Origin of the sequence: Flavobacterium jejuense, assembly GCF_006491595.2 — a bacterium.
GTDB lineage: Bacteria > Bacteroidota > Bacteroidia > Flavobacteriales > Flavobacteriaceae > Flavobacterium > Flavobacterium jejuense.
Genome location: NZ_VEVQ02000009.1, coordinates 142084 through 161532, shown reverse-complemented (window position 1 = coordinate 161532; position 19449 = coordinate 142084). Strand labels below are relative to the sequence as shown.

General features: G+C 30.0%; 15 protein-coding genes. 10 read left to right on the top strand and 5 right to left on the bottom strand.

The window, feature by feature from the left end; translation table 11 throughout:
* The first annotated feature begins 121 nt into the window (after positions 1-121).
* Together FIA58_RS14450 and FIA58_RS14445 are read left to right on the top strand one after the other, a co-directional pair.
* Positions 122-3547 carry a methylmalonyl-CoA mutase family protein gene (locus FIA58_RS14450; protein ID WP_140963195.1) on the top strand — a complete coding sequence of 1142 codons (3426 nt, stop codon included), beginning with the start codon at positions 122-124 and terminating at the stop codon, positions 3545-3547.
* Positions 3548-3656: 109 nt separating this feature from the next.
* Positions 3657-4022, top strand: coding sequence for a hypothetical protein (locus FIA58_RS14445; protein WP_140963194.1), 366 nt, complete (start codon positions 3657-3659; stop codon positions 4020-4022).
* A gap of 212 nt (positions 4023-4234) precedes the next feature.
* Here the strand turns inward: FIA58_RS14445 and FIA58_RS14440 are convergent, their stop codons facing one another.
* Positions 4235-4780 (bottom strand): type 1 glutamine amidotransferase domain-containing protein, encoded by a 546-nt coding sequence (locus FIA58_RS14440; protein WP_140963193.1) that lies wholly within the window; start codon positions 4778-4780, stop codon positions 4235-4237.
* 370 nt (positions 4781-5150) lie between these two features.
* On the opposite strand from FIA58_RS14440, the gene FIA58_RS14435 reads away from it, so the two are divergent.
* Positions 5151-8615 (top strand): T9SS type A sorting domain-containing protein, encoded by a 3465-nt coding sequence (locus FIA58_RS14435; protein WP_140963192.1) that lies wholly within the window; start codon positions 5151-5153, stop codon positions 8613-8615.
* Between the two features lie 103 nt (positions 8616-8718).
* Here the strand turns inward: FIA58_RS14435 and FIA58_RS14430 are convergent, their stop codons facing one another.
* Entirely contained in the window at positions 8719-10917 is a 2199-nt protein-coding gene (locus tag FIA58_RS14430) for a choice-of-anchor I family protein (RefSeq protein ID WP_140963191.1), read from the bottom strand.
* Positions 10918-11056: 139 nt separating this feature from the next.
* Positions 11057-11272 (bottom strand): DUF5963 family protein, encoded by a 216-nt coding sequence (locus tag FIA58_RS14425; RefSeq protein ID WP_140963190.1) that lies wholly within the window; start codon positions 11270-11272, stop codon positions 11057-11059.
* A 221-nt stretch (positions 11273-11493) separates the two neighbouring features.
* Here FIA58_RS14425 and FIA58_RS14420 point away from each other — a divergent pair, with 221 nt between their 5' ends.
* The 7 genes from FIA58_RS14420 (at position 11494) to FIA58_RS14390 (ending at position 16796) form a co-directional block, all read left to right on the top strand.
* Complete coding sequence (locus tag FIA58_RS14420) at positions 11494-11949, top strand: hypothetical protein (protein WP_140963189.1); 456 nt, start codon at positions 11494-11496, stop codon at positions 11947-11949.
* Positions 11949-13712: a tetratricopeptide repeat-containing sensor histidine kinase gene (locus FIA58_RS14415; protein WP_140963188.1), complete on the top strand. Its 1764-nt coding sequence runs from the start codon at positions 11949-11951 to the stop codon at positions 13710-13712. The genes FIA58_RS14420 and FIA58_RS14415 overlap by 1 nt, the downstream gene beginning before the upstream one ends.
* Entirely contained in the window at positions 13709-14320 is a 612-nt protein-coding gene (locus tag FIA58_RS14410) for a response regulator transcription factor (RefSeq protein ID WP_140963187.1), read from the top strand. Before FIA58_RS14415 ends, FIA58_RS14410 begins: the two co-directional genes overlap by 4 nt.
* Positions 14321-14502: 182 nt before the next feature.
* Entirely contained in the window at positions 14503-14721 is a 219-nt protein-coding gene (locus tag FIA58_RS14405; RefSeq protein ID WP_140963186.1) for a hypothetical protein, read from the top strand.
* 145 nt (positions 14722-14866) lie between these two features.
* A complete protein-coding gene (locus FIA58_RS14400) occupies positions 14867-15844 on the top strand; it encodes a radical SAM protein (RefSeq protein ID WP_140963185.1) in 978 nt (325 codons plus the stop codon).
* A gap of 77 nt (positions 15845-15921) precedes the next feature.
* Complete coding sequence (locus tag FIA58_RS14395; RefSeq protein WP_140963184.1) at positions 15922-16449, top strand: hypothetical protein; 528 nt, start codon at positions 15922-15924, stop codon at positions 16447-16449.
* A gap of 110 nt (positions 16450-16559) precedes the next feature.
* Positions 16560-16796: a hypothetical protein gene (locus tag FIA58_RS14390; protein WP_140963183.1), complete on the top strand. Its 237-nt coding sequence runs from the start codon at positions 16560-16562 to the stop codon at positions 16794-16796.
* Between the two features lie 22 nt (positions 16797-16818).
* On the opposite strand, the gene FIA58_RS14385 is transcribed toward FIA58_RS14390, so the two are convergent.
* Both FIA58_RS14385 and FIA58_RS14380 read right to left on the bottom strand, forming a co-directional pair.
* The gene (locus FIA58_RS14385) at positions 16819-17361 is read right to left on the bottom strand and encodes a DUF1543 domain-containing protein (protein ID WP_394352427.1); all 543 of its coding nucleotides are present in this window, start codon (positions 17359-17361) and stop codon (positions 16819-16821) included.
* 120 nt (positions 17362-17481) lie between these two features.
* Positions 17482-19437 carry an OmpA family protein gene (locus tag FIA58_RS14380; RefSeq protein WP_165928932.1) on the bottom strand — a complete coding sequence of 652 codons (1956 nt, stop codon included), beginning with the start codon at positions 19435-19437 and terminating at the stop codon, positions 17482-17484.
* Positions 19438-19449: the final 12 nt, after the last annotated feature.

Genomic DNA, 19449 nt, shown 5'->3' with positions numbered 1-19449 from the left:
TTTTATATTCTTTTCATCAAAGATAGTGTCTTTTTTTTTAGTTCGAAATTATGAGTATAAATAAGCTAAGAAATTTATTAAATTCGTAAATTGCACCCTTAAAATTGAGATAAAATTACAAATGGAACAACAACAACCTTATATTCCTGTAAATAAAGTAAGAATTGTTACAGCAGCATCACTATTTGATGGTCATGATGCAGCAATCAATATCATGCGTAGAATTATTCAGTCTACTGGATGTGAAGTCATTCATTTAGGTCATGATAGAAGTGTAGAAGAAGTTGTTAATACGGCTATACAAGAAGATGCTAATGCTATTGCAATGACTTCTTACCAAGGAGGACATACAGAATATTTAAAATATATGTTTGATTTGCTTAACGAAAAAGGAGCAGGTCATATCAAAATTTTTGCTGGTGGTGGTGGTGTAATTCTTCCTAAAGAAATTGAAGAACTACATGCTTATGGAATTGAAAAAATATATTCTCCAGATGATGGTCGTTCACTTGGATTACAAGGAATGATTAATGATTTAGTAAAACGTTCCGATTTTCCTATTGGTGACAAACTAACCAATGAAGCCGATCACTTAGAAAATAAAAACCCAAGAGAAATTGCACGTGTGATTTCTGCTGCAGAAAATTTTCCTGAAATAGCTAAAGCTACTCTAGATAAAATTCACAAAGCAAATGAAACCTCTAAAATTCCTGTTTTAGGAATTACAGGAACAGGTGGAGCAGGAAAGTCTTCATTAGTGGATGAATTGGTTCGTCGTTACTTAATCGATTTTCCAAATAAAACCATTGGATTAATTTCGGTTGATCCCTCAAAACGTAAAACTGGTGGTGCACTTTTAGGAGATAGAATTCGTATGAATGCTATTAACAATTCTAGAGTGTATATGCGTTCGTTAGCAACACGTCAGTCTAACTTGGCTTTGTCTAAATATGTAGCTGAAGCTATCCAAGTCTTGAAAGCTGCTAAATACGATTTAATTGTTTTAGAAACTTCTGGAATTGGACAAAGTGATACTGAAATCATGGATCACTCTGATGTATCTTTATATGTTATGACTCCAGAATTTGGTGCTGCAACGCAATTAGAGAAAATCGATATGCTAGATTTTGCTGATTTAGTAGCGTTAAACAAATTTGACAAAAGAGGGGCTCTTGATGCTATTCGTGATGTGAAAAAACAATACCAACGCAATCATAATCTTTGGGATGTAAATCCTGACGAAATGCCTGTTTTTGGAACTATTGCTTCTCAATTCAACGATCCAGGAATGAATACGTTGTATAAATCTATCATGGATAAAATTGTAGAGAAGACAGAGTCTGATTTACAATCTACTTTTGAGATTACAAGAGAAATGAGCGAGAAAATATTCGTAATTCCTCCACACAGAACCCGTTATCTATCTGAAATTGCTGAAAACAATCGTAAGTATGATGAAACGGTTTTAACGCAAGTGGAAGTGGCTCAAAAATTATACGGAATTTTTAAAACTATTGAATCTGTTAATGGCAATTTACCTCAAATTGATAAAGTAGGTGTCCTTGAAGATTCTTTGCAAATTAATGAGGAAAACAAAGACTTTATTTCTCTATTAGTTAAAGAATTTGACCGAGTAAAAATGAATTTAGATCCATTCAATTGGTTAATCATTCAAACTTGGGATGAAAAAGTAAATAAATATAAAAATCCTGTTTACAGCTTTAAAGTGCGTGATAAGGAAATTAAAATACAAACGCATACCGAATCGCTTTCGCATTCGCAAATTCCAAAAATTGCCTTACCAAAATACCAAGCTTGGGGCGATATTCTAAAATGGAATTTACAAGAAAATGTACCAGGAGAATTCCCTTTTGCATCAGGATTATATCCATTCAAACGAGAAGGGGAAGATCCAACACGTATGTTTGCTGGTGAAGGTGGTCCAGAAAGAACAAACCGACGTTTTCATTATGTATCCTTAGGCATGCCGGCAAAGCGTTTATCAACCGCTTTTGATTCTGTGACTTTATACGGAAATGATCCTGATCACAGACCTGATATCTATGGTAAAATTGGAAATGCAGGTGTTTCAATCTGTTGTTTAGATGATGCTAAAAAATTATATTCTGGTTTCGATTTAAGTCATCCAGCCACTTCGGTTTCTATGACAATCAATGGTCCAGCACCTATGCTGTTAGGTTTCTTTATGAATGCAGCTATTGACCAGAATTGTGAAAAATACATCAAAGAAAATGAATTAGAAGCTGAGGTTGAAGCAAAAATCAAAGCAATCTATAAAGAAAAAGGAACAGAAAGACCTACTTACAATGGAGCTTTACCAGAAGGGAATGATGGTTTAGGTTTGATGTTACTTGGAGTAACTGGTGACCAAGTTTTACCAAAAGAAGTGTATAATGATATTAAAGTAAAAACCTTAGCACAAGTTCGTGGAACAGTTCAAGCAGATATTTTAAAAGAAGATCAAGCCCAAAATACGTGTATTTTCTCTACTGAATTTGCCTTACGTTTAATGGGCGATGTACAAGAATATTTCATTAAAGAGAATGTTCGTAATTTCTATTCTGTTTCCATTTCAGGGTATCATATTGCTGAAGCTGGAGCAAATCCTATTACGCAGTTAGCCTTTACTTTAGCGAATGGATTCACTTACGTGGAATATTACTTAAGCAGAGGAATGAATATCAACGATTTCGGACCTAACTTATCGTTCTTCTTCTCAAACGGAATTGATCCTGAATATGCAGTAATAGGTCGTGTAGCACGTAAAATTTGGGCGAAAGCCATGAAGTTGAAATATGGAGCCAATGAAAGAGCACAAATGTTAAAATACCACATTCAAACATCAGGACGTTCTTTACATGCACAAGAAATTGATTTTAATGACATTCGTACGACTTTACAAGCGTTGTATGCTATTTATGACAACTGTAATTCGTTACATACTAATGCGTATGATGAAGCGATTACAACACCAACAGAAGAGTCAGTGCGTAGAGCCATGGCTATTCAGTTGATTATCAATAAAGAATTAGGTTTAGCGAAAAATGAAAACCCAATTCAAGGTTCCTTTATTATAGAAGAATTAACGGATTTAGTAGAAGAAGCGGTTTTAACAGAATTTGACAGAATTACAGAAAGAGGAGGCGTTTTAGGTGCTATGGAAACGATGTATCAAAGAAGTAAAATTCAAGAGGAATCGATGTATTACGAAATGTTGAAACACACAGGAGAATTTCCAATTATAGGTGTAAATACCTTCTTAAGTTCAAAAGGATCACCAACAGTAATCCCATCAGAAGTCATTCGTGCTACGGAAGAAGAGAAGTTGTTCCAAATTAAAACCTTGGAAAACTTACATAAAGGAAACGCGGATAAAGTAAAAGAGCAAATCAATTTACTACAAGACGCAGCCATTAAAAACGAAAACATCTTTGAATTATTAATGGATGCTACTAAATACTGTACGCTAGGACAAATTACTTCAGGATTATTTGAAGTAGGAGGTCAGTATAGAAGGAATATGTAAGCAGAGAACTGTTTTTGCAAAAGTGTGTGACTCGCTTATCCTGATTTTTATCGGGTTCTCAGAGAATATTTCCAATGTAAAGAGATTATAGTATAAAAACCTTTCAGAAATGGAAGGTTTTTTATTTGATAAATTTCTAAATTATATAAGCTATAACCTCAAAGCTATTAATTATAATCTAAAAGGTATTATCAATAATCTAAAAGACATTAATTATAATCTCAAAGCTGTTAATTATAATCAAAAAGGTATTATCAATAATCTAAAAGACATTAATTATAATCTCAAAGCTGTTAATTATAATCAAAAAGCTATTAATTATAATCTAAAAGACATTAATTATAATCTAAAAGGTATTAATTATAATCTAAAAGCTATTAATCATAATCAAAAAGCTATTAATTATAATCTAAATGGTATTAATTATAATCTAAATGGTATTAATTATAACCTAAAAGGTATTAATTATAATTAAAATGCCATTACTTATACTTCCAGAGGTATTAAATAAAAGTAATATGGTATTACTTATACTTCCAGACGTATTAATTATAATTCTTAAGGTATTTCATTAAATCTTTTTTTAACTCCTAAATTATTAATTACCATTTGAGTATAGGTCACTTTAAAAACAGAAAAGACCTTCCATAAATGGAAAGTCTTTTCTACTATCAATTGATTGTTTTACTACAAAGCAGGTTCGTGCATCCCTTCTTTAATTTCTTCCACCATTTTCTTGTTGAACGCTGGTAAATCATCTGGTGTTCTACTAGTTACTAATCCTTTATCTACCACAACTTCTTTATCATGCCATTCTGCACCAGCATTGATTAAATCTTGTTTGATAGAAGGATAAGAAGTCATTTTTCTACCGGCTACCACTTCCGCACTAATTAGTGTTTGTGGTCCATGACAAATGGCTGCTACAGGTTTACCCGCTTCAAAAAAGGCTTTTACAAATTCTAATGCTTTTTCATTCGTTCGTAATTGATCTGGATTAATAACACCTCCTGGTAAAAGCAACGCGTTATAATCAGAAAAATGAGCTTCGTCTATTGTTTTATCAACTGGGTATAATTTTCCCCAATCAGTAGATGCCCAAGCTTTAATACTTCCCGAGTTCGGACTGACGATTTCTGTACTCCAGCCTTCTTTTTCAAGTGCTTCTTTTGGTGATGTTAATTCTACTTCTTCAAATCCATTGGTAGCCAATATAGCTATTTTCTTTTTCATAATGTTTTGTTTTTTATGTTAATATTAATTGTTTGTTGGCAAATTAAGGCTAAAACCTGACTTCCTTGTTACAATATTTTAAAAAATAGTTATGGAATTACAGGTAGTAGAAAATAAAGTGGATTATAAAAACAATTTCATACTACTATTTTTGTCAAAATAGCATCATTTTAAAACAAAAGCGATTTTATTTTCATACAAATACTCTTTTTATTGATGAAATTTCATAAAAAGTGTATATTTGCTCACGAATCAATAAATTAGAAGTATTGTGTTCTATTTTACAAAATAAAATGGATTCATTCATAGTCTCTTAATTTATTTTTCATATTTACGATTTAACCATAAAACAACAAACAACCACTAACACATGAAAAAATTATTTAAAGTACTATTGCTTTGCTATTCGATAGTAGCAACTGCGCAATCTTTGCAAAAACCACCCCACTTTTTAATCGAAAAAGCACCTGAGTGGGCTAAAATGATGTATGACGACAACCCTAATGTTTATAGTGTTGATGCTGCTTATAATGCTTATTATCGAGAACATGATTTTGAAAAAAATATACATACTCAGTATTATAAAAGTTGGAAAAGATCTATTATGGATTTAATAGCACCAGATGGTAGTATTAAGGATCGAAATAGAGAAGAAATTAAAAAATACAATCAAATTTCTTCTAGAACAGAAACTGCAGCACTATTAAATGGAGACTGGACTTTGATTGGACCTATTGAAACTCATGGTGTTGATGATGGTGCTATTGATAATCAACAGTGTAATGTGTATTGTATCGACCAATCTCTCTCTAATCCTAATATAGTCTATTGTGGAACAGAACCAGGAGAAGTCTATAAAAGTCTTGATGGAGGTGATAATTGGTTTAATGTGAGTTTGAATGTAGCCTTTAGCAATCGGGGCGTAAATGCCATAGAAATTGACCCTACAAATCCTGATATAGTGTATGTAGGAAATGATAATTTAATATACAAGACTAGTGATGGAGGGGTAAATTGGCAACAGGTATTTGCTGATATTAATTATCCAGGCAATGGAATCATTTCCGAAATAGTGGTGCATCTCACACAAACTAACATCATTTTTATGGCTGGTTATGGGGGGCTTTATAGATCTATTGATAATGGAAATACTTGGAATCGATTGTTTAACTCCTTTTGTTATGATATAAAAGTGAATACGGCTGATCCTACTATTATTTATCTTCTTAAAAAAAATAATACTCTCAATATATGTGAGTTTTTAAAGTCTACAAATTCCGGACAAACCTTTGCTGTACAATCTACTGGCTGGTATACTTCTTCAAACCCTAATCGAAATGTTGATGGAGGTAGGCTTGCTGTTTCTCAAGCGGATCCCAATAGAGTGTATGCCCATTTAATTGGTCATTCAAAAGCAACAGATTATGGCTTTATAGGTTTGTATAAGAGCACAGACGGTGGTACAACATGGACATTACCTAATGGACCCATCGGAGCGCCTTATACCGCTAATCATGTAAATTTGGCAGCATCAAATCCTGATGGAGGAGGAATTTATCAGGATTTTTATAATTGTGCTTTGCTAGCCTCCAATACTGATCCAGATAAGCTTTTAATTGGAGGTATTAATTTATGGAGTTCCAATGATGGAGGAGAAACCTTTACACTTTTAGCAGGATATTCGGGAACAGCTCCTTTTCCCAATAGTATTTTACATGTGGATATGCAGGATTTTAGGCAGATAGGTAATACAACTTGGATTACTAATGATGGAGGAATAGTAAAATCTTCTGATTTCTTTAGCACCAGTAATTTTGAAACCAAAATGAAAGGGGTGCATAGTACTGATTTTTGGGGTTTTGGAAGTGGTTGGAACGAAGATATCCTATATGGAGGAGCCTATCATAATGGTGTGAAAGCGTTTTATGAAAATTACGGATTAGGGAATGTATTGAATACAGGAGGAGGAGAACCTGCTTCAGGATATGTTAATCCTGGTGAGAATAAAAGAGTATACTCCACCCAAGTAGGCGGTAGAATATTACCTCAAAACATAGGTGATCCTATTACTAACGTAGGATTTGGTATTCAACCTAATGAATCCTATTGGACAAATAGTTCCAGTGAATTAGAATTTGACCCTCGTTGTTATGCTGTTGCCTATACTGGTAAAGACAATCAAATATGGAAAACGGAAGATAAAGGGAACACATTTAGCTTGTTGGAAACTTTTGGAACTGATGTGAATGATAAAATAACCAATATAGAAGTGTTCCGATCTAATCCAAATATCATCTACGTTTGCCAACAATTGCCTTCTTTATCTTTGAGTATAATATGGAAGACGATTGATGGTGGACAAACATGGAGTAGTATGAATATGCCAAATGGAAATTTTGGGGTTTTCATTAATATACAAGCAGACGCAATTGACCCAGATAAAATTTGGCTTACTTACGGTAATCTACCAAGAATTTTTAAAACAATAGATGGTGGTTCTACCTGGACCAATATGGCAACTCCAACAATACAAAATCATTTTTTTCATGGAATTAGTCTTCTAGGAAACTCGAGTGGAGGTATTTATTTGTTTACCAATAAAAGCGTATTTTATCGTAATGATAGTATGCCAGATTGGATAGATTTTTCTAACGGATTGCCTTTAAAAACTAGTGTTTGTAAAGGAATACCTTTTTACAGAGATGGGAAAATAAGAATTGCAACTTACGGTAAAGGGGTATGGGAAAGTCCATTATATGAACCCCAAACGGCTCCACTAGCTCAAATAATGGTAGATAAATTAGTGCAATCTAATTCAGTATGTGATACATATAGTGCGTATCATTTTGTAGATTATTCTATGCTAAATCACGAAAATGCTACTTGGTTATGGACATTTGAGGGTGGTATTCCAGCAACAGCTACTACTTGGCAGGCTGATGTTATTTTCAATACTCCTGGTGAACACATTGTAACCTTAACAGTGACTGATGCGAATGGGCAATCAGATACTGATACACTTACGATAAATACATTGCAACAACTCGCTATAATTCCACCACTTATAGAAGATTTTCAAGCTGTTTTTCCTCCTAATGGATTTGAAATTGTAAATCCTGATGTTAATTTAACTTGGGAATTAAATGAAACAGTTGGAGGTTATGGATTAAGTGATCGATGTATTTATATAAATGCTTATAACTCTACAGCAGGTCAAACTGACGATATAAAAATCTTTGTAGATATGACTAATTATGAAAATGCTTCACTAAATTTTGATGTTGCTTACGCTATATGGGGAAGTATCAATTATGAAGGCCTTGAAGTTTTAGTTTCAACTGATTGTGGTGTTACCTTTCAAAGTTTATATTTTAAGGAAAGTGATCAATTAGCAACTGCTCCTTCAAATCCAACAACTGTGTTTGTTCCTACTGCTACCCAATGGCGTACTGAAACTATAGATTTATCAAATTATCAAGGTTTTGATAAAGTGCTATTGCTTTTTAGGGTACATGAAGGGTATGGACAAAACCTTTATATTGATAATATTAATGTAAATGGAACCCCAATACTGTCAACTACAAATCCAATAAATGAAGAGAAAACACTATTACTTTATCCTAATCCTGTGCGTCCTGATAATCTAGTGCATTTATTTTCCAATTTAGACGAGGCAATTAGTGTAGAAGTGTTTTCAATAGATGGCAAAAGAGTATATAAATCAACACATCAAAATAATGATGAACTCACTATTAAAAACTTAGCATCAGGAAATTATGTTTATGTATTGTCTTCCTCTAGATTAATTAAAAAAGGGAAGCTAATAGTACAATAAAGACCATTATTTTTAAAAAGTATTCGTGCTTTTAATATCATTTCAATTAAAAAAGACCTTCCAATTTGGAAGGCCTCTCGGAATCAACATAACACATTTATAATTATTCAACAACTACTTTTTGCGTGATTCCATCTTTTGTTTTTATGAAATAAATTCCTTTTGGGTAATTCATTTCTAAACTGTTTGTGTTTTCTTTTTCTGTTAATTTTTTACCTAGCATATTATATAAACTTACGTTTGTTGCTTCATTGAAATACACTATTCCATTAGTTACTGGATTTGGGTAAGCCAATGTATTAGTAGTAATAAAATAATTTGGTGTGTTTAAAACGTCATTAGAAATTTCATATAGACTTAAAGTAGCACTTACTTCATTAGCCATAATAATTATTCCTTTATTAATTGGACTATTTTCTGGAGCAATGTAAATAATTCCTTCAGGTCCTAAATCACCACCAATAGTACTTGTTGTTCTACTATTTTTGTAAGAGATGAATGTTGGAGCCATTGGATCAGTAATATCATAGGTCATTAATCCACCAGTTCTTTCTAAAGTGATAAAAGCATAAGTAGCGCCATTAATTTCAGCAACAGTAATTCCTTCAGGTTCTGGTCCTTTGTTATCACTACGATTTTTTAGATTGTTATTATTATTACTAACATTAAATAAAGCACCATAAACAGGATCAGCAGCTGTGATTCTTTCAAAATCAGAACCACTATCATATACTAATTGTCCTGTTGACGTATTCCATATACTAAAAGAACGAGTTCCAAAAACATGAATTTCATCAAAATCACCATCGCCATCAGTATCACCTGTTGCATTTGTAACAGTTAATCGGCCAAGATTTTTATTGTTTTTTAATAAGGATGCGTTTGGAAAAACGCTTGCATCTAAAACATAGCTACCACTTCCTACTCTTTTTTCTTCAGATAATCCACCATAATCTCTAGAATCACCTTCATTAGCGGTTACCAAATAGGTAATTCCATTGACAGTATAATTTGCAATTGCATCAGGCATATACATTCCTTTTATAGGCCAATTTCCCATAAAGATTTCTCCAAATTGATCTGAAGTATCTAATTCATTTCCAGTTAACATATGATCTTTAAAACCTAATGGTGTAATAGCTGTAATTTGATTGTTTACCAAATCGATTGTAGCAATTGCATTATTCTCTTGAAGTGAAACCCAAGCCGTTAATCCATCTGAAGCCACAGTAATGTATTCTGGTTCCAAATCTTTAGAAACGGTAGCATTAACTCCATAAATACGAACGTTATTGGCTCGTAAAGTCGTTAATTGGCTATCAAAAGCATTAAAATTTAAGTTAGTAACATCAGTTTGCAGGACACCATTGTAACCACCAGTAACATTTATAATAGAAATACTTCCTTCAGGATCTATTGTATAGTCATCATTTGGTTCTCCTTCATTTGCTATTATTACTTTTGTTCCATCTGGAGTAAAAGTTACCATATCTGGTAAAACACCAGCCTCAACTATAGATCCAATATTGCCATCAATATCCATAAAGATTACTTTTCCATTGGTGAAATTTGCTCCTTGAACGGTTGCTGCAACCATTCCGTTTTTTACAGCAATACTAGTTCCACCTATTCCATATGAAGATAAATCGATAGATTGAACGGGAGAAATTGAAGTAAGATTTGAAAAATCTAAAATTTCCACCTTTGAAGCAGTAGAATTCATTACAAATAAGCGTTGGGAAGTAGGATCATGAGCAACGATTTCTGCTGAACCAGTAGCATCGACTAAATAACTTGAAAGGTAATTAATGTCTAATGCTGTAGCAGTAGTTGGTACATCTTCTTCATCCTCTAAGATGTAAATAGTTGTTTTAGAAGTACCAGTAATTGTTCCATCTATAGGATTTGATAATGCTAATGTAAAATAAGAATCACCATTAAAAATAGCGTCATTAGTAATAGGAATAATAATAGTTTCCGAAGTACTATTTAAAGGAAAAGTAATGGTTTGATTGGCAAATGTAAATTGCGAACCATTTGTAGCTGTTCCAAAAGTAGAAACAGTCACATCAACCTTTGTGTTTCCGGTTGAAGGACTGTTTAATGTAAGTTCAATAGTAATAGTAGACTCATTTTCATTAACGATATAAAAATCTGATGCAAATGCAATATTGGATACTAAGACATTGTTTATTGTATGAATTTTTGATGTTTTAAAATAGTTATTACCTTTTTCAGCAGCTATGTTTTTCGAATATAAAATGCTAAAAAGTAATACTAATAGTGTAATTTTTGTTTTCATTTAGTAAGTTTATTGTTGTTGCACAAACTTACTTGTATGTTGTAATGAAATTGTTATTTAAAAATTACCAAATCATTCTTAAATCTTATCTGAAATGTTTTATAATAGTAAAGAAGTAAAATTAATGTTAATTATGAGTTTACTTTTTTACGGTGTAAACTCCTCCCAAAAGCAATACGCCTGCTAAACCAAGAAAAATAAATCCTTGATTTTGACCTGATTCATTAGAAGCGTCAATCTCTATTCCTAAAAAATTAATTTCTGAAGTATTATTAGATACTTTATTGATTCCTAAATAGCCAAGGTAAATAGATAATGCAATTAAAACGATTCCTATAATTTTTGTAGCTTTCATAATTGTTTGGTTTTTAGATGTTATTATCATTACATTTTACATGATGTAATATATTGTTAATTTGTTGTTGTAAAATTAAGTATTGCTTCAATGAATTTTATTACAGGTTTTATCGATTATTTTATATTATTTACATTTTTATCAATCTAATAAATACCCATTGTTAGTGATTTTTTTACTATTTTAGAATCCTAATTTAGCTAAAAATAAAAATACTATATATGAAAACATATCAGTCTTGTGGAAAAATAAACTTAGAAAACAAAACAGTTGAAGTAAGAACAATGTTACCGGAATTAGAAGAGGGTACTTATAAATACGTTGCATATTATAATATTTCTAATGCTAAATATTATGGCATTTTAGGGGTTCTACTTGTTGAAAATGGTCCTAATAAAGATTTATCTGGTTCAGATAAAAGTTTGCGAAAAATTAGTGTAGATCAAAATCCAATTTATTTAAATGAATTGCAACCCTTGGCAAACGGACGTGATTTTACAAATATAAAATCGGAAGAAACTATTCATTTTATGTGTTTTCATGATGATAGATTTAATGGTTCTGAAAAGATATTAAGGATTTTCCAAGAAAGCTTGCCAAAATTTCCCAATTTTGACTTGATTGAAGAACCTAAAGTAGGTAATGGTGGTGTACTTACTTTTGAAGGTTGTTCTTAATGAATAGCTTAAAAAAGAAACTACTTTTTATAGCAGCAATTTTTATTGTTGCTTTTTCATTTGGTCAAAATAGTTACTTAGAAGCACTAAAGAGAAGTATCAATCATGTAGCAATTGATTCCTCAAAAAACATAATTAATCATATTAAAAGTACTCAGTTATCCTATAATGAAAAAGCAAATTTTGAGTATTTGAAAGCAAATTATTTTAAGTTAATCAACGAAGATGATTTGGCTTATAAAAATTATTTAGCAGCAAAAAAAAGATATATAATTTTAGATAGTATTTCAAAAGTAGCTCAAATAAATATTGAGATGGTTTCTTTATTATTGGCTATCGAAAATAATAAGATTGATTATAACATCTACATAAAAGAATTTTTAGACTATGCTAAAACAGTTCATGATCCTAAGATATTAAGTGAAGGGTATATGCAATTGGGCAAATCTTTTTATAATTCCAATCCTAAATTATCGATTGATTACTTTTTTAAAGCTTTAAAAGAGAATGAAAACCAAAATGAGGAAGTTTATAGTGCTAGAATCATGCAAAATATTGGAGCTACTTATGCTTCAGACCAACTTATGAAACTAGATTCAGCTTTGTTTTTTTATGATAAAGCAATGAAAATTTATGAAAAAAACAGTTTAAATGAATATATATCGTATATCTACATAAATAGAGGAGTCGTTTACAAAAAGCAGCAAAAACAAGAGAAGGCTATTTCAAGTTTTCTAAAAGCTGATTCCATTTCGGTAAAGGAGTTTAAGAATAAAAATAAAGAAATTATTTATGGTTTTTTGGCCAATACTTATAAAGAAAATGGGAATTATAAAAAAGCAATTGAATATTTAGAAAAGCAAAAAGTTTATCAAGATATTTTGGATGAAAAAGAACAAAATAAAGCGATAATTGATATTGATATTAAATACAAAACAGTTGAAAAAGAAAAGGAAAATAAAAATTTAAAAGCAATTAATTTTAAAAATAAAATTACAATTAGCATTAGTTTACTATTACTTTTCTTGTCTGTTTTAATTGGCTTTTTATCTTTTAAAAATCTAAAGAATAAAAAGAAAATTATCGAACAACAAAAAACTATTGAAGTAAATCATTTGGTGAATCAGTTAAAAGAAAATCAATTGAATGAAATTGATAAAATGTTGGCAATTCAAGATAAGGAAAGACAAAAAATAGCAGATGAATTGCATGATAATTTAGGAAGTTTATTGACTATTTTAAAAATAAATTTTGAAACCTTGAATGAACAAGAAAATAATGAGTTGTTATATGACAAAACGAATCAAATAATTGATGAAGCTTATAATGAAGTACGGAATATTGCACATCTTAAAAACTCAGGAGTTATTGGAAAAGAAGGGTTGTTATTAGCTGTTAAAAAGATGGCAGAAAAAATGTCAGTTCCTAATAAAATCATTTTTAATGTAATTCCTTCTGGATTAAATAATAGAATAGAGAATACAGTTGAGGTTTTGTTGTTTAGAATTATTCAAGAACTGGCAACAAATTGTATTAAACATGCAAATGCTAGTGAAGTAAATATTTATTTGAACCAATATGATAACGAGATTAATGTAATGGTAGAAGATAATGGAAAAGGTTTTGAGAGTAATAAAATAGATAAAAATGATGGAATAGGATTAAAAAATATAGAACGAAAAGTGGAACAGTTATTAGGAACTTTTACAGTTGATACAAAAAAAGGAAGAGGAACAACCATTATAATAGATTTACCATTATGATACGAATTGTAATTGCAGAAGATCATCAAGCTCTAATAGATGGAATTAAGTTAGCTTTAGAATATGAAGAAACCATTGAAGTTGTAGGAGAAGCTTTAGATGGTGAAATGTTACTTGAATTGGTGAAAATAAAGCAACCAGATGTTGTAGTAACAGACATAAGAATGCCTAAATGCGATGGTATTGCTGCTACTAGAATGATAAAGAAAGAATATCCAGAAATACAAGTAATAGCTTTTAGTATGTTTGATCAAGAAGAAGCCATTCTTCAAATGAAAGAAGCAGGAGCATTAGGTTATATTATGAAAAATTCCTCGTTGAAAAAATTAATTGAAGCGATAAAAAGTGTAGCTAAAAATAATTCTTTTTATGATGATGCTATCATTACTAAGGACACAGTTAGTAAAGAAGAAATTATTTTGAGTACAAGAGAAAAAGAGATTCTTAGATTAGTTGGTGAAGGTAAAACATCACAAGAAATAGCCGATTTACTGTTTGTAGCTAAAAGCACAGTAGACACACACAGAAAAAATATTCTAAAAAAAATGAATATTTATGGAAAGACCGATTTAATCCGATTTGCTATTGAAAGAAAATATGATTTCTAGTAATATCAGCTTAAAACTAAATAAAAAATCCCTATTGTTAGGGATTTTTTTTTGCTCTTAAATTCCCAATTTTACATAGTAGTTAGCTAACTAATAGGATTTAAAAATGGAGTCTAGAAACCATATCAAAAACGGGGCGTAACCGAAAAGCCATATGAGTAGGGAAATAAAATTTATTTATTATGATAACACAAAAAGAGTTTAATGAAATTATTGAAAATCAATTGAAAATAAGAGAAGATGGATCAATTTTTATAACTGATTTAAAGAGCTATAATCAATATTTAAATTACTTGAAAGGCTATGCCAAAAAAGACGATTCTTTAGGAAGTTTTTCTACTAATCCTGATAATGATAAGCAAGGTCATAGCCTAATAAATATTGTATGTAAAGAAGGTTAATTTCTTCTAGTTTTTAAAATGCTATTTAAAAAGAATATTAAATGTTTAATCTTAATGCTAAAGTATTGATTACATTAAAGTTAATGTTTTATATGAATTTTAGATAGCATGTTTTTTTATTAATAAAATAGTAATTTTTTAAATAATGGATACAAATAAAATATGGTTAAAATCATTTGATAACGAGCGTTTAGAAATAATTGTATTTGTGACTGAACAATGTAATTTTAGATGTTTATATTGTTATGAAGACTTTAAGGTTGGTAAAATTTCATCAGAAATAATATTAGGGATTAAAAATCTAATTTTAGCAAGAATTCATAAAATAAAAGAATTAAGTTTATCTTATTTTGGGGGTGAGCCTTTACTGAATAAAAGTGTTGTTCTAGAATTATCAGATTGGGCTTCTAAATTATGTAAAGAGAATAATGTATATTATTTCGGGAGTTTAACAACTAATGCATATGGATTAGATAAAATAACATTTAAAAAATTAATTAGAAGTAAAGTTAAATCATTTCAAATTACATTAGATGGTGAAAAAGAAGAGCATAACAAACTTAGGCCTACAATAAATGGAAAAAATACATTTGAAAAAATTTATTCAAATTTAGTTTCAATGTCTAAATCAAAACATGATTTTAGTTGTGTAATAAGATTTAATGTTTCCGATACAAATATTTATTCAGTAGAATCTTTTATTTTAAATAATTCTTTTCCATTTAGTAATGATAGAAGATTTAATTTTCATTTTCATCCTATATTTGGTATGGAAAATTTAAAATTATCAAAGAATGAACTTCTTTATAATTTAAAGAAAATTGCTATATCTAAAGGTTTATTTTTTAATTCCGAAGAAGGAGAATCAACTTGCTATGCAGCTAAAGCAAATAGTTTTGTTATAAGAGCAGATGGTAGAGTACAAAAGTGTACAGTAGCTTTAGAAAGTGATATTAATAATATTGGTAAAATTTCTAAAGATGGAATATTAAAATTAGATCAATATAAACTTAAGAAGTGGTTATTTGCTAATGATAAAGAATGTCCAGTACAATCACTTAAGCTAGAAAAGTTAATTGTACCCTATGAAAATGCAGGAAAATATATGACAAATAAAATTTAATTAATTTATATACTATTTAAAATTTGGCACGACTATTGGTTTGTTTTTGTAAGAAACAATTTAAAAAACGAATAGTTATGAAAAAAGTTACCTTAATTTTAGCTTTAATCGGGATGATTACGCTACAAAGTTGTGTTAAAGAAGAAGTTATCAGAGAAGTACCAGTTACACAACCAGATAATGACACCATTAGTGAAGTGTTTGAGTATTCTAATGTAGATTTTAATAATGGAAATAATTATAATGTGTTTTTAGATTTCCCTTATCAAATTTATAATTCTGATATGGTGTTAGTTTATCATTTATATGATGTTGTAAATGGACAAGATGTTTGGAGGTTAATGCCACAAACGTATTATGATGGAAATTTAGAAATTGATTATAATTTTGATTTTACCACATTTAATGCAAATGTAATTTTAGGATCTAATTACGCTTTAAATACTTTACCATCTGTATGGACACAAAATCAAGTTTTTAGAGCAGTTGTTATTCCTGCAAGTTTCGGAAACAGAATGGCAAATCCTGTAGATTTTAATGATTATAAAGCAGTAATAGATTATTATGGTATTAATGATAACAATGTAATGAAAATTAGTAAATAAATGATTAACTAAATTCATTTTAATAACAAAGTAGGAGTCCTTAATTTTTTTTAGGACTCTTTTTTTATTTTTATTTTTTTATATTGCAGTACAAACATAAACAAATTTATATGAAAAAAATAGGAGGTTACATAGCTTTCTTTGGTGCATTTGCCATAGTTTTAAAGTTTTTTGATAGAGTGCCAAGATTGCTCTCATGGATTTATAAATGGGGAGATACTGTGGCTTGGATAATTATGATTGGATTGACAGTGGCTGGTTTAGCTATCTTTTTTCTAACTCCTAAAGATGAAGTTGAAGATACAAAAGAATGGAAAAAGAGGAATGATACAGAAGGTAAAGTATAAAAAAATATAAGCGCTCTAATCTTTAGGACGCTTTTATTTTGTCAAATTTTAAATAGCTAATATGTTTTTTGTCCTCATGAGTAGAGATTGTTTTGGTAATTTTTAATTGGTACTTTTCTTTAAACTTTGGACTTAAAATGTCATTAACTCTATAAATGTCATCTACATCTATTCCATATTTATCATCAATATGTGATGCTCCAGCTCCCTCAAAACCACAATGTTTAAAAAAAGTAGTCTTCTTGCTTTTTTTAATAGCTTCTGCTTTAGTTTTGGCAACAGTTAAAACTTTGTAATGATATTCTTCAAATTCATTTTCTTTATAACCTCCTAGATTGATAAAAAATAGCCTTTCCTCTTGCTTAAGAATTTCACTTTTTGAAACTATTTCTATCGAATAGCCATCAATTTGAGTTACTTTTTGCCAAGCATCTAAATGAATTTTTCCTTTAGCCTCTGGCCAAAAATCCAACATATCTTGTTTTAAATCATATAAGGAATTCCCTATTCCAAAAAACATGTCATGTTGTTCTGTTAGTCTTCCTTTTGGAGTACAACCTAACATAATCATATGTTAAGTGTTTTCTTTCATATATGTTATTGCTTTTATTTATTGTAAAGTTTTGTTACTAGCGATTTCATAAACCAAAGATAAAAAAAAGACCTCTATTTGAGGTCTTCTATCTTATTCTTGTTTTACTAATATAACAAATTCACTTCGTCTGTTAATTTGATGTTCTTCATCAGAACATTGATGATCGATACAATCTACTTTTGGTTTGCTTTCACCAAATCCTTCAGCAGTTATTCTAGAAGCATTAATTCCTCTTTCTACTAAGTAATTCATGGTTGAAGTTGCTCTATCCTGTGATAATTGTCTGTTGTATTCTTCTGTTCCACGATTATCTGTATGGGAACCAATAGCAATATTTATTAAAGGATAACGATTTAATTTATCTACCAATTGGTCTAAATGTACTTTGGCATCAGCTCTAATATTAAATTTGTCAAAATCAAATAAAATTTCAGGAAGATCAAACATTAAAACACCATTATCAGTAATCACCTTTGGATCTCCTTCTTCAGCAATTAATTCTTCTAAGAATGTTTTTGGAATTCTTTTTACTTTAATAATTTGCTCTGTCTTTGTAGTACCATTATCTAAAACTGTAAAGGTTTTTTCAGCAGGTATAGTATTAGGGTTGTAAACACTTATTTTATAGGTTCCTGGTTGTAAATCAAAGTAGAAATTTCCTGTTTCATTCACCAACATTTCGTTTATTTTGTCTCCTTTTTCGTCGAATAAGAATACCGTTGATTCAGTTATTGGTACATCATTTTCTTCATCAATTACAATACCCTGAACATAATATTGAAAATCTTGTAAAGGAGCAATTTGTAAAAAGCTGTAAATATCGTCATCTCCTTTTCCGTTCTCTCTGTTAGAAGCGAAAAAGCCTCTTTTTGAAGTGTCATTATAAATCAATGAGAAATCATCTAAATTGGTATTTATTGGTAAACCTAAATTTAGTGGTTTTGTATAAACATCATCCTTAACTTCTGACATAAAAACGTCTAACAAACCAAAGCCAGGATGACCATCTGATGAAAAGAATAATTTTCCTTCATTACTAATAAAAGGAAATTGTTCTCTATTTTTTGTGTTTATTTCTTCACCAAGATTAATTGGTTTACCAAAACTATCATTGGTATCAATAGTAACATAAAAAAGATCAAATGACCCTAAAGTTCCAGGCATATCAGATGAAAAATACAAACGATTATTTTCTTTGTTTAAAGAAGGATGCATGGTTGAATAATTTAAACCATTAAATGGAAGAGAAGTAATGTTAGTCCATTTGCCATCTACTAAATCAGCCGAGTAAATACTCAATTGGGTAACTTTATTGTCATCTTTTTTACGTTTTCCATTTTCACTATTATTTCTGGTAAAATAAATTCTTTTTCCATCCTTTGTAAAAGTAACATCTGCTTCATGAAGTTTGGAATTTAATTCTTTAGAGAAAGGAACAACTGTACTATCTAAGGTCGTATTTGTTAAAGTAGTCTGATACAAATCAAGATAAGCTTGGTCATTCCACTTGTATTTTCTTGAAAATAATCCTCTAGATTTTGAGGCTGATGAAAAAATCAATTTATCCTTATAAATTGCTGGACCAAAATCAGACTGAGGAGTATTGATTACTTCATTTTTTATTTCAAATTTGTTCCCTTGTTTTTTAATAGTTTCTAATTTTTCAATAGTAGCTTTATAAACAACTTCTGGAATTTCTTTTTCATAAAGTTGCATCCAAGTATTTGATTCTTCTGTCTTACCTAAAGCTTTTAAACATTGTGCATAACGAAATATGCATTGGTCATCCAAAGATTCTTTTTGTTTGTCAATTAATGTTTTATATAAACCTACTGCTTTTTCAAAATCAGAAATATAATAATAAGAATCAGCTGCTTTTTTTAGAACTAAAGGATCTGTGTTTCCATCAGAAATTAAAGCAGCATAAGCTTCAGCAGATTTTTCAAAGGAAGCTATTTTAAAATACTTATTTGCTTTTTTTAGTTGACTTTCTTGAGCAAAAATACTCAAAGTTGTTATAAAGTATATAATTACAATTTTTTTCATAAAATTTTTGCT

Excerpts from the sequence above, each read along its gene's own strand:
- FIA58_RS14405 (WP_140963186.1), top strand. The coding sequence starts at position 14,503 with ATGATAACACAAAAAGAGTTTAATGAAATTATTGAAAATCAATTGAAA.
- FIA58_RS14425 (WP_140963190.1), bottom strand. The coding sequence starts at position 11,272 with ATGAAAGCTACAAAAATTATAGGAATCGTTTTAATTGCATTATCTATT.
- FIA58_RS14385 (WP_394352427.1), bottom strand. The coding sequence starts at position 17,361 with ATGTTAGGTTGTACTCCAAAAGGAAGACTAACAGAACAACATGACATG.
- FIA58_RS14420 (WP_140963189.1), top strand. The coding sequence starts at position 11,494 with ATGAAAACATATCAGTCTTGTGGAAAAATAAACTTAGAAAACAAAACA.
- FIA58_RS14400 (WP_140963185.1), top strand. The coding sequence starts at position 14,867 with ATGGATACAAATAAAATATGGTTAAAATCATTTGATAACGAGCGTTTA.
- FIA58_RS14450 (WP_140963195.1), top strand. The coding sequence starts at position 122 with ATGGAACAACAACAACCTTATATTCCTGTAAATAAAGTAAGAATTGTT.
- FIA58_RS14380 (WP_165928932.1), bottom strand. The coding sequence starts at position 19,437 with ATGAAAAAAATTGTAATTATATACTTTATAACAACTTTGAGTATTTTT.
- FIA58_RS14440 (WP_140963193.1), bottom strand. The coding sequence starts at position 4,780 with ATGAAAAAGAAAATAGCTATATTGGCTACCAATGGATTTGAAGAAGTA.
- FIA58_RS14435 (WP_140963192.1), top strand. The coding sequence starts at position 5,151 with ATGAAAAAATTATTTAAAGTACTATTGCTTTGCTATTCGATAGTAGCA.
- FIA58_RS14430 (WP_140963191.1), bottom strand. The coding sequence starts at position 10,917 with ATGAAAACAAAAATTACACTATTAGTATTACTTTTTAGCATTTTATAT.
- FIA58_RS14395 (WP_140963184.1), top strand. The coding sequence starts at position 15,922 with ATGAAAAAAGTTACCTTAATTTTAGCTTTAATCGGGATGATTACGCTA.
- FIA58_RS14410 (WP_140963187.1), top strand. The coding sequence starts at position 13,709 with ATGATACGAATTGTAATTGCAGAAGATCATCAAGCTCTAATAGATGGA.
- FIA58_RS14445 (WP_140963194.1), top strand. The coding sequence starts at position 3,657 with ATGGAAGGTTTTTTATTTGATAAATTTCTAAATTATATAAGCTATAAC.
- FIA58_RS14415 (WP_140963188.1), top strand. The coding sequence starts at position 11,949 with ATGAATAGCTTAAAAAAGAAACTACTTTTTATAGCAGCAATTTTTATT.
- FIA58_RS14390 (WP_140963183.1), top strand. The coding sequence starts at position 16,560 with ATGAAAAAAATAGGAGGTTACATAGCTTTCTTTGGTGCATTTGCCATA.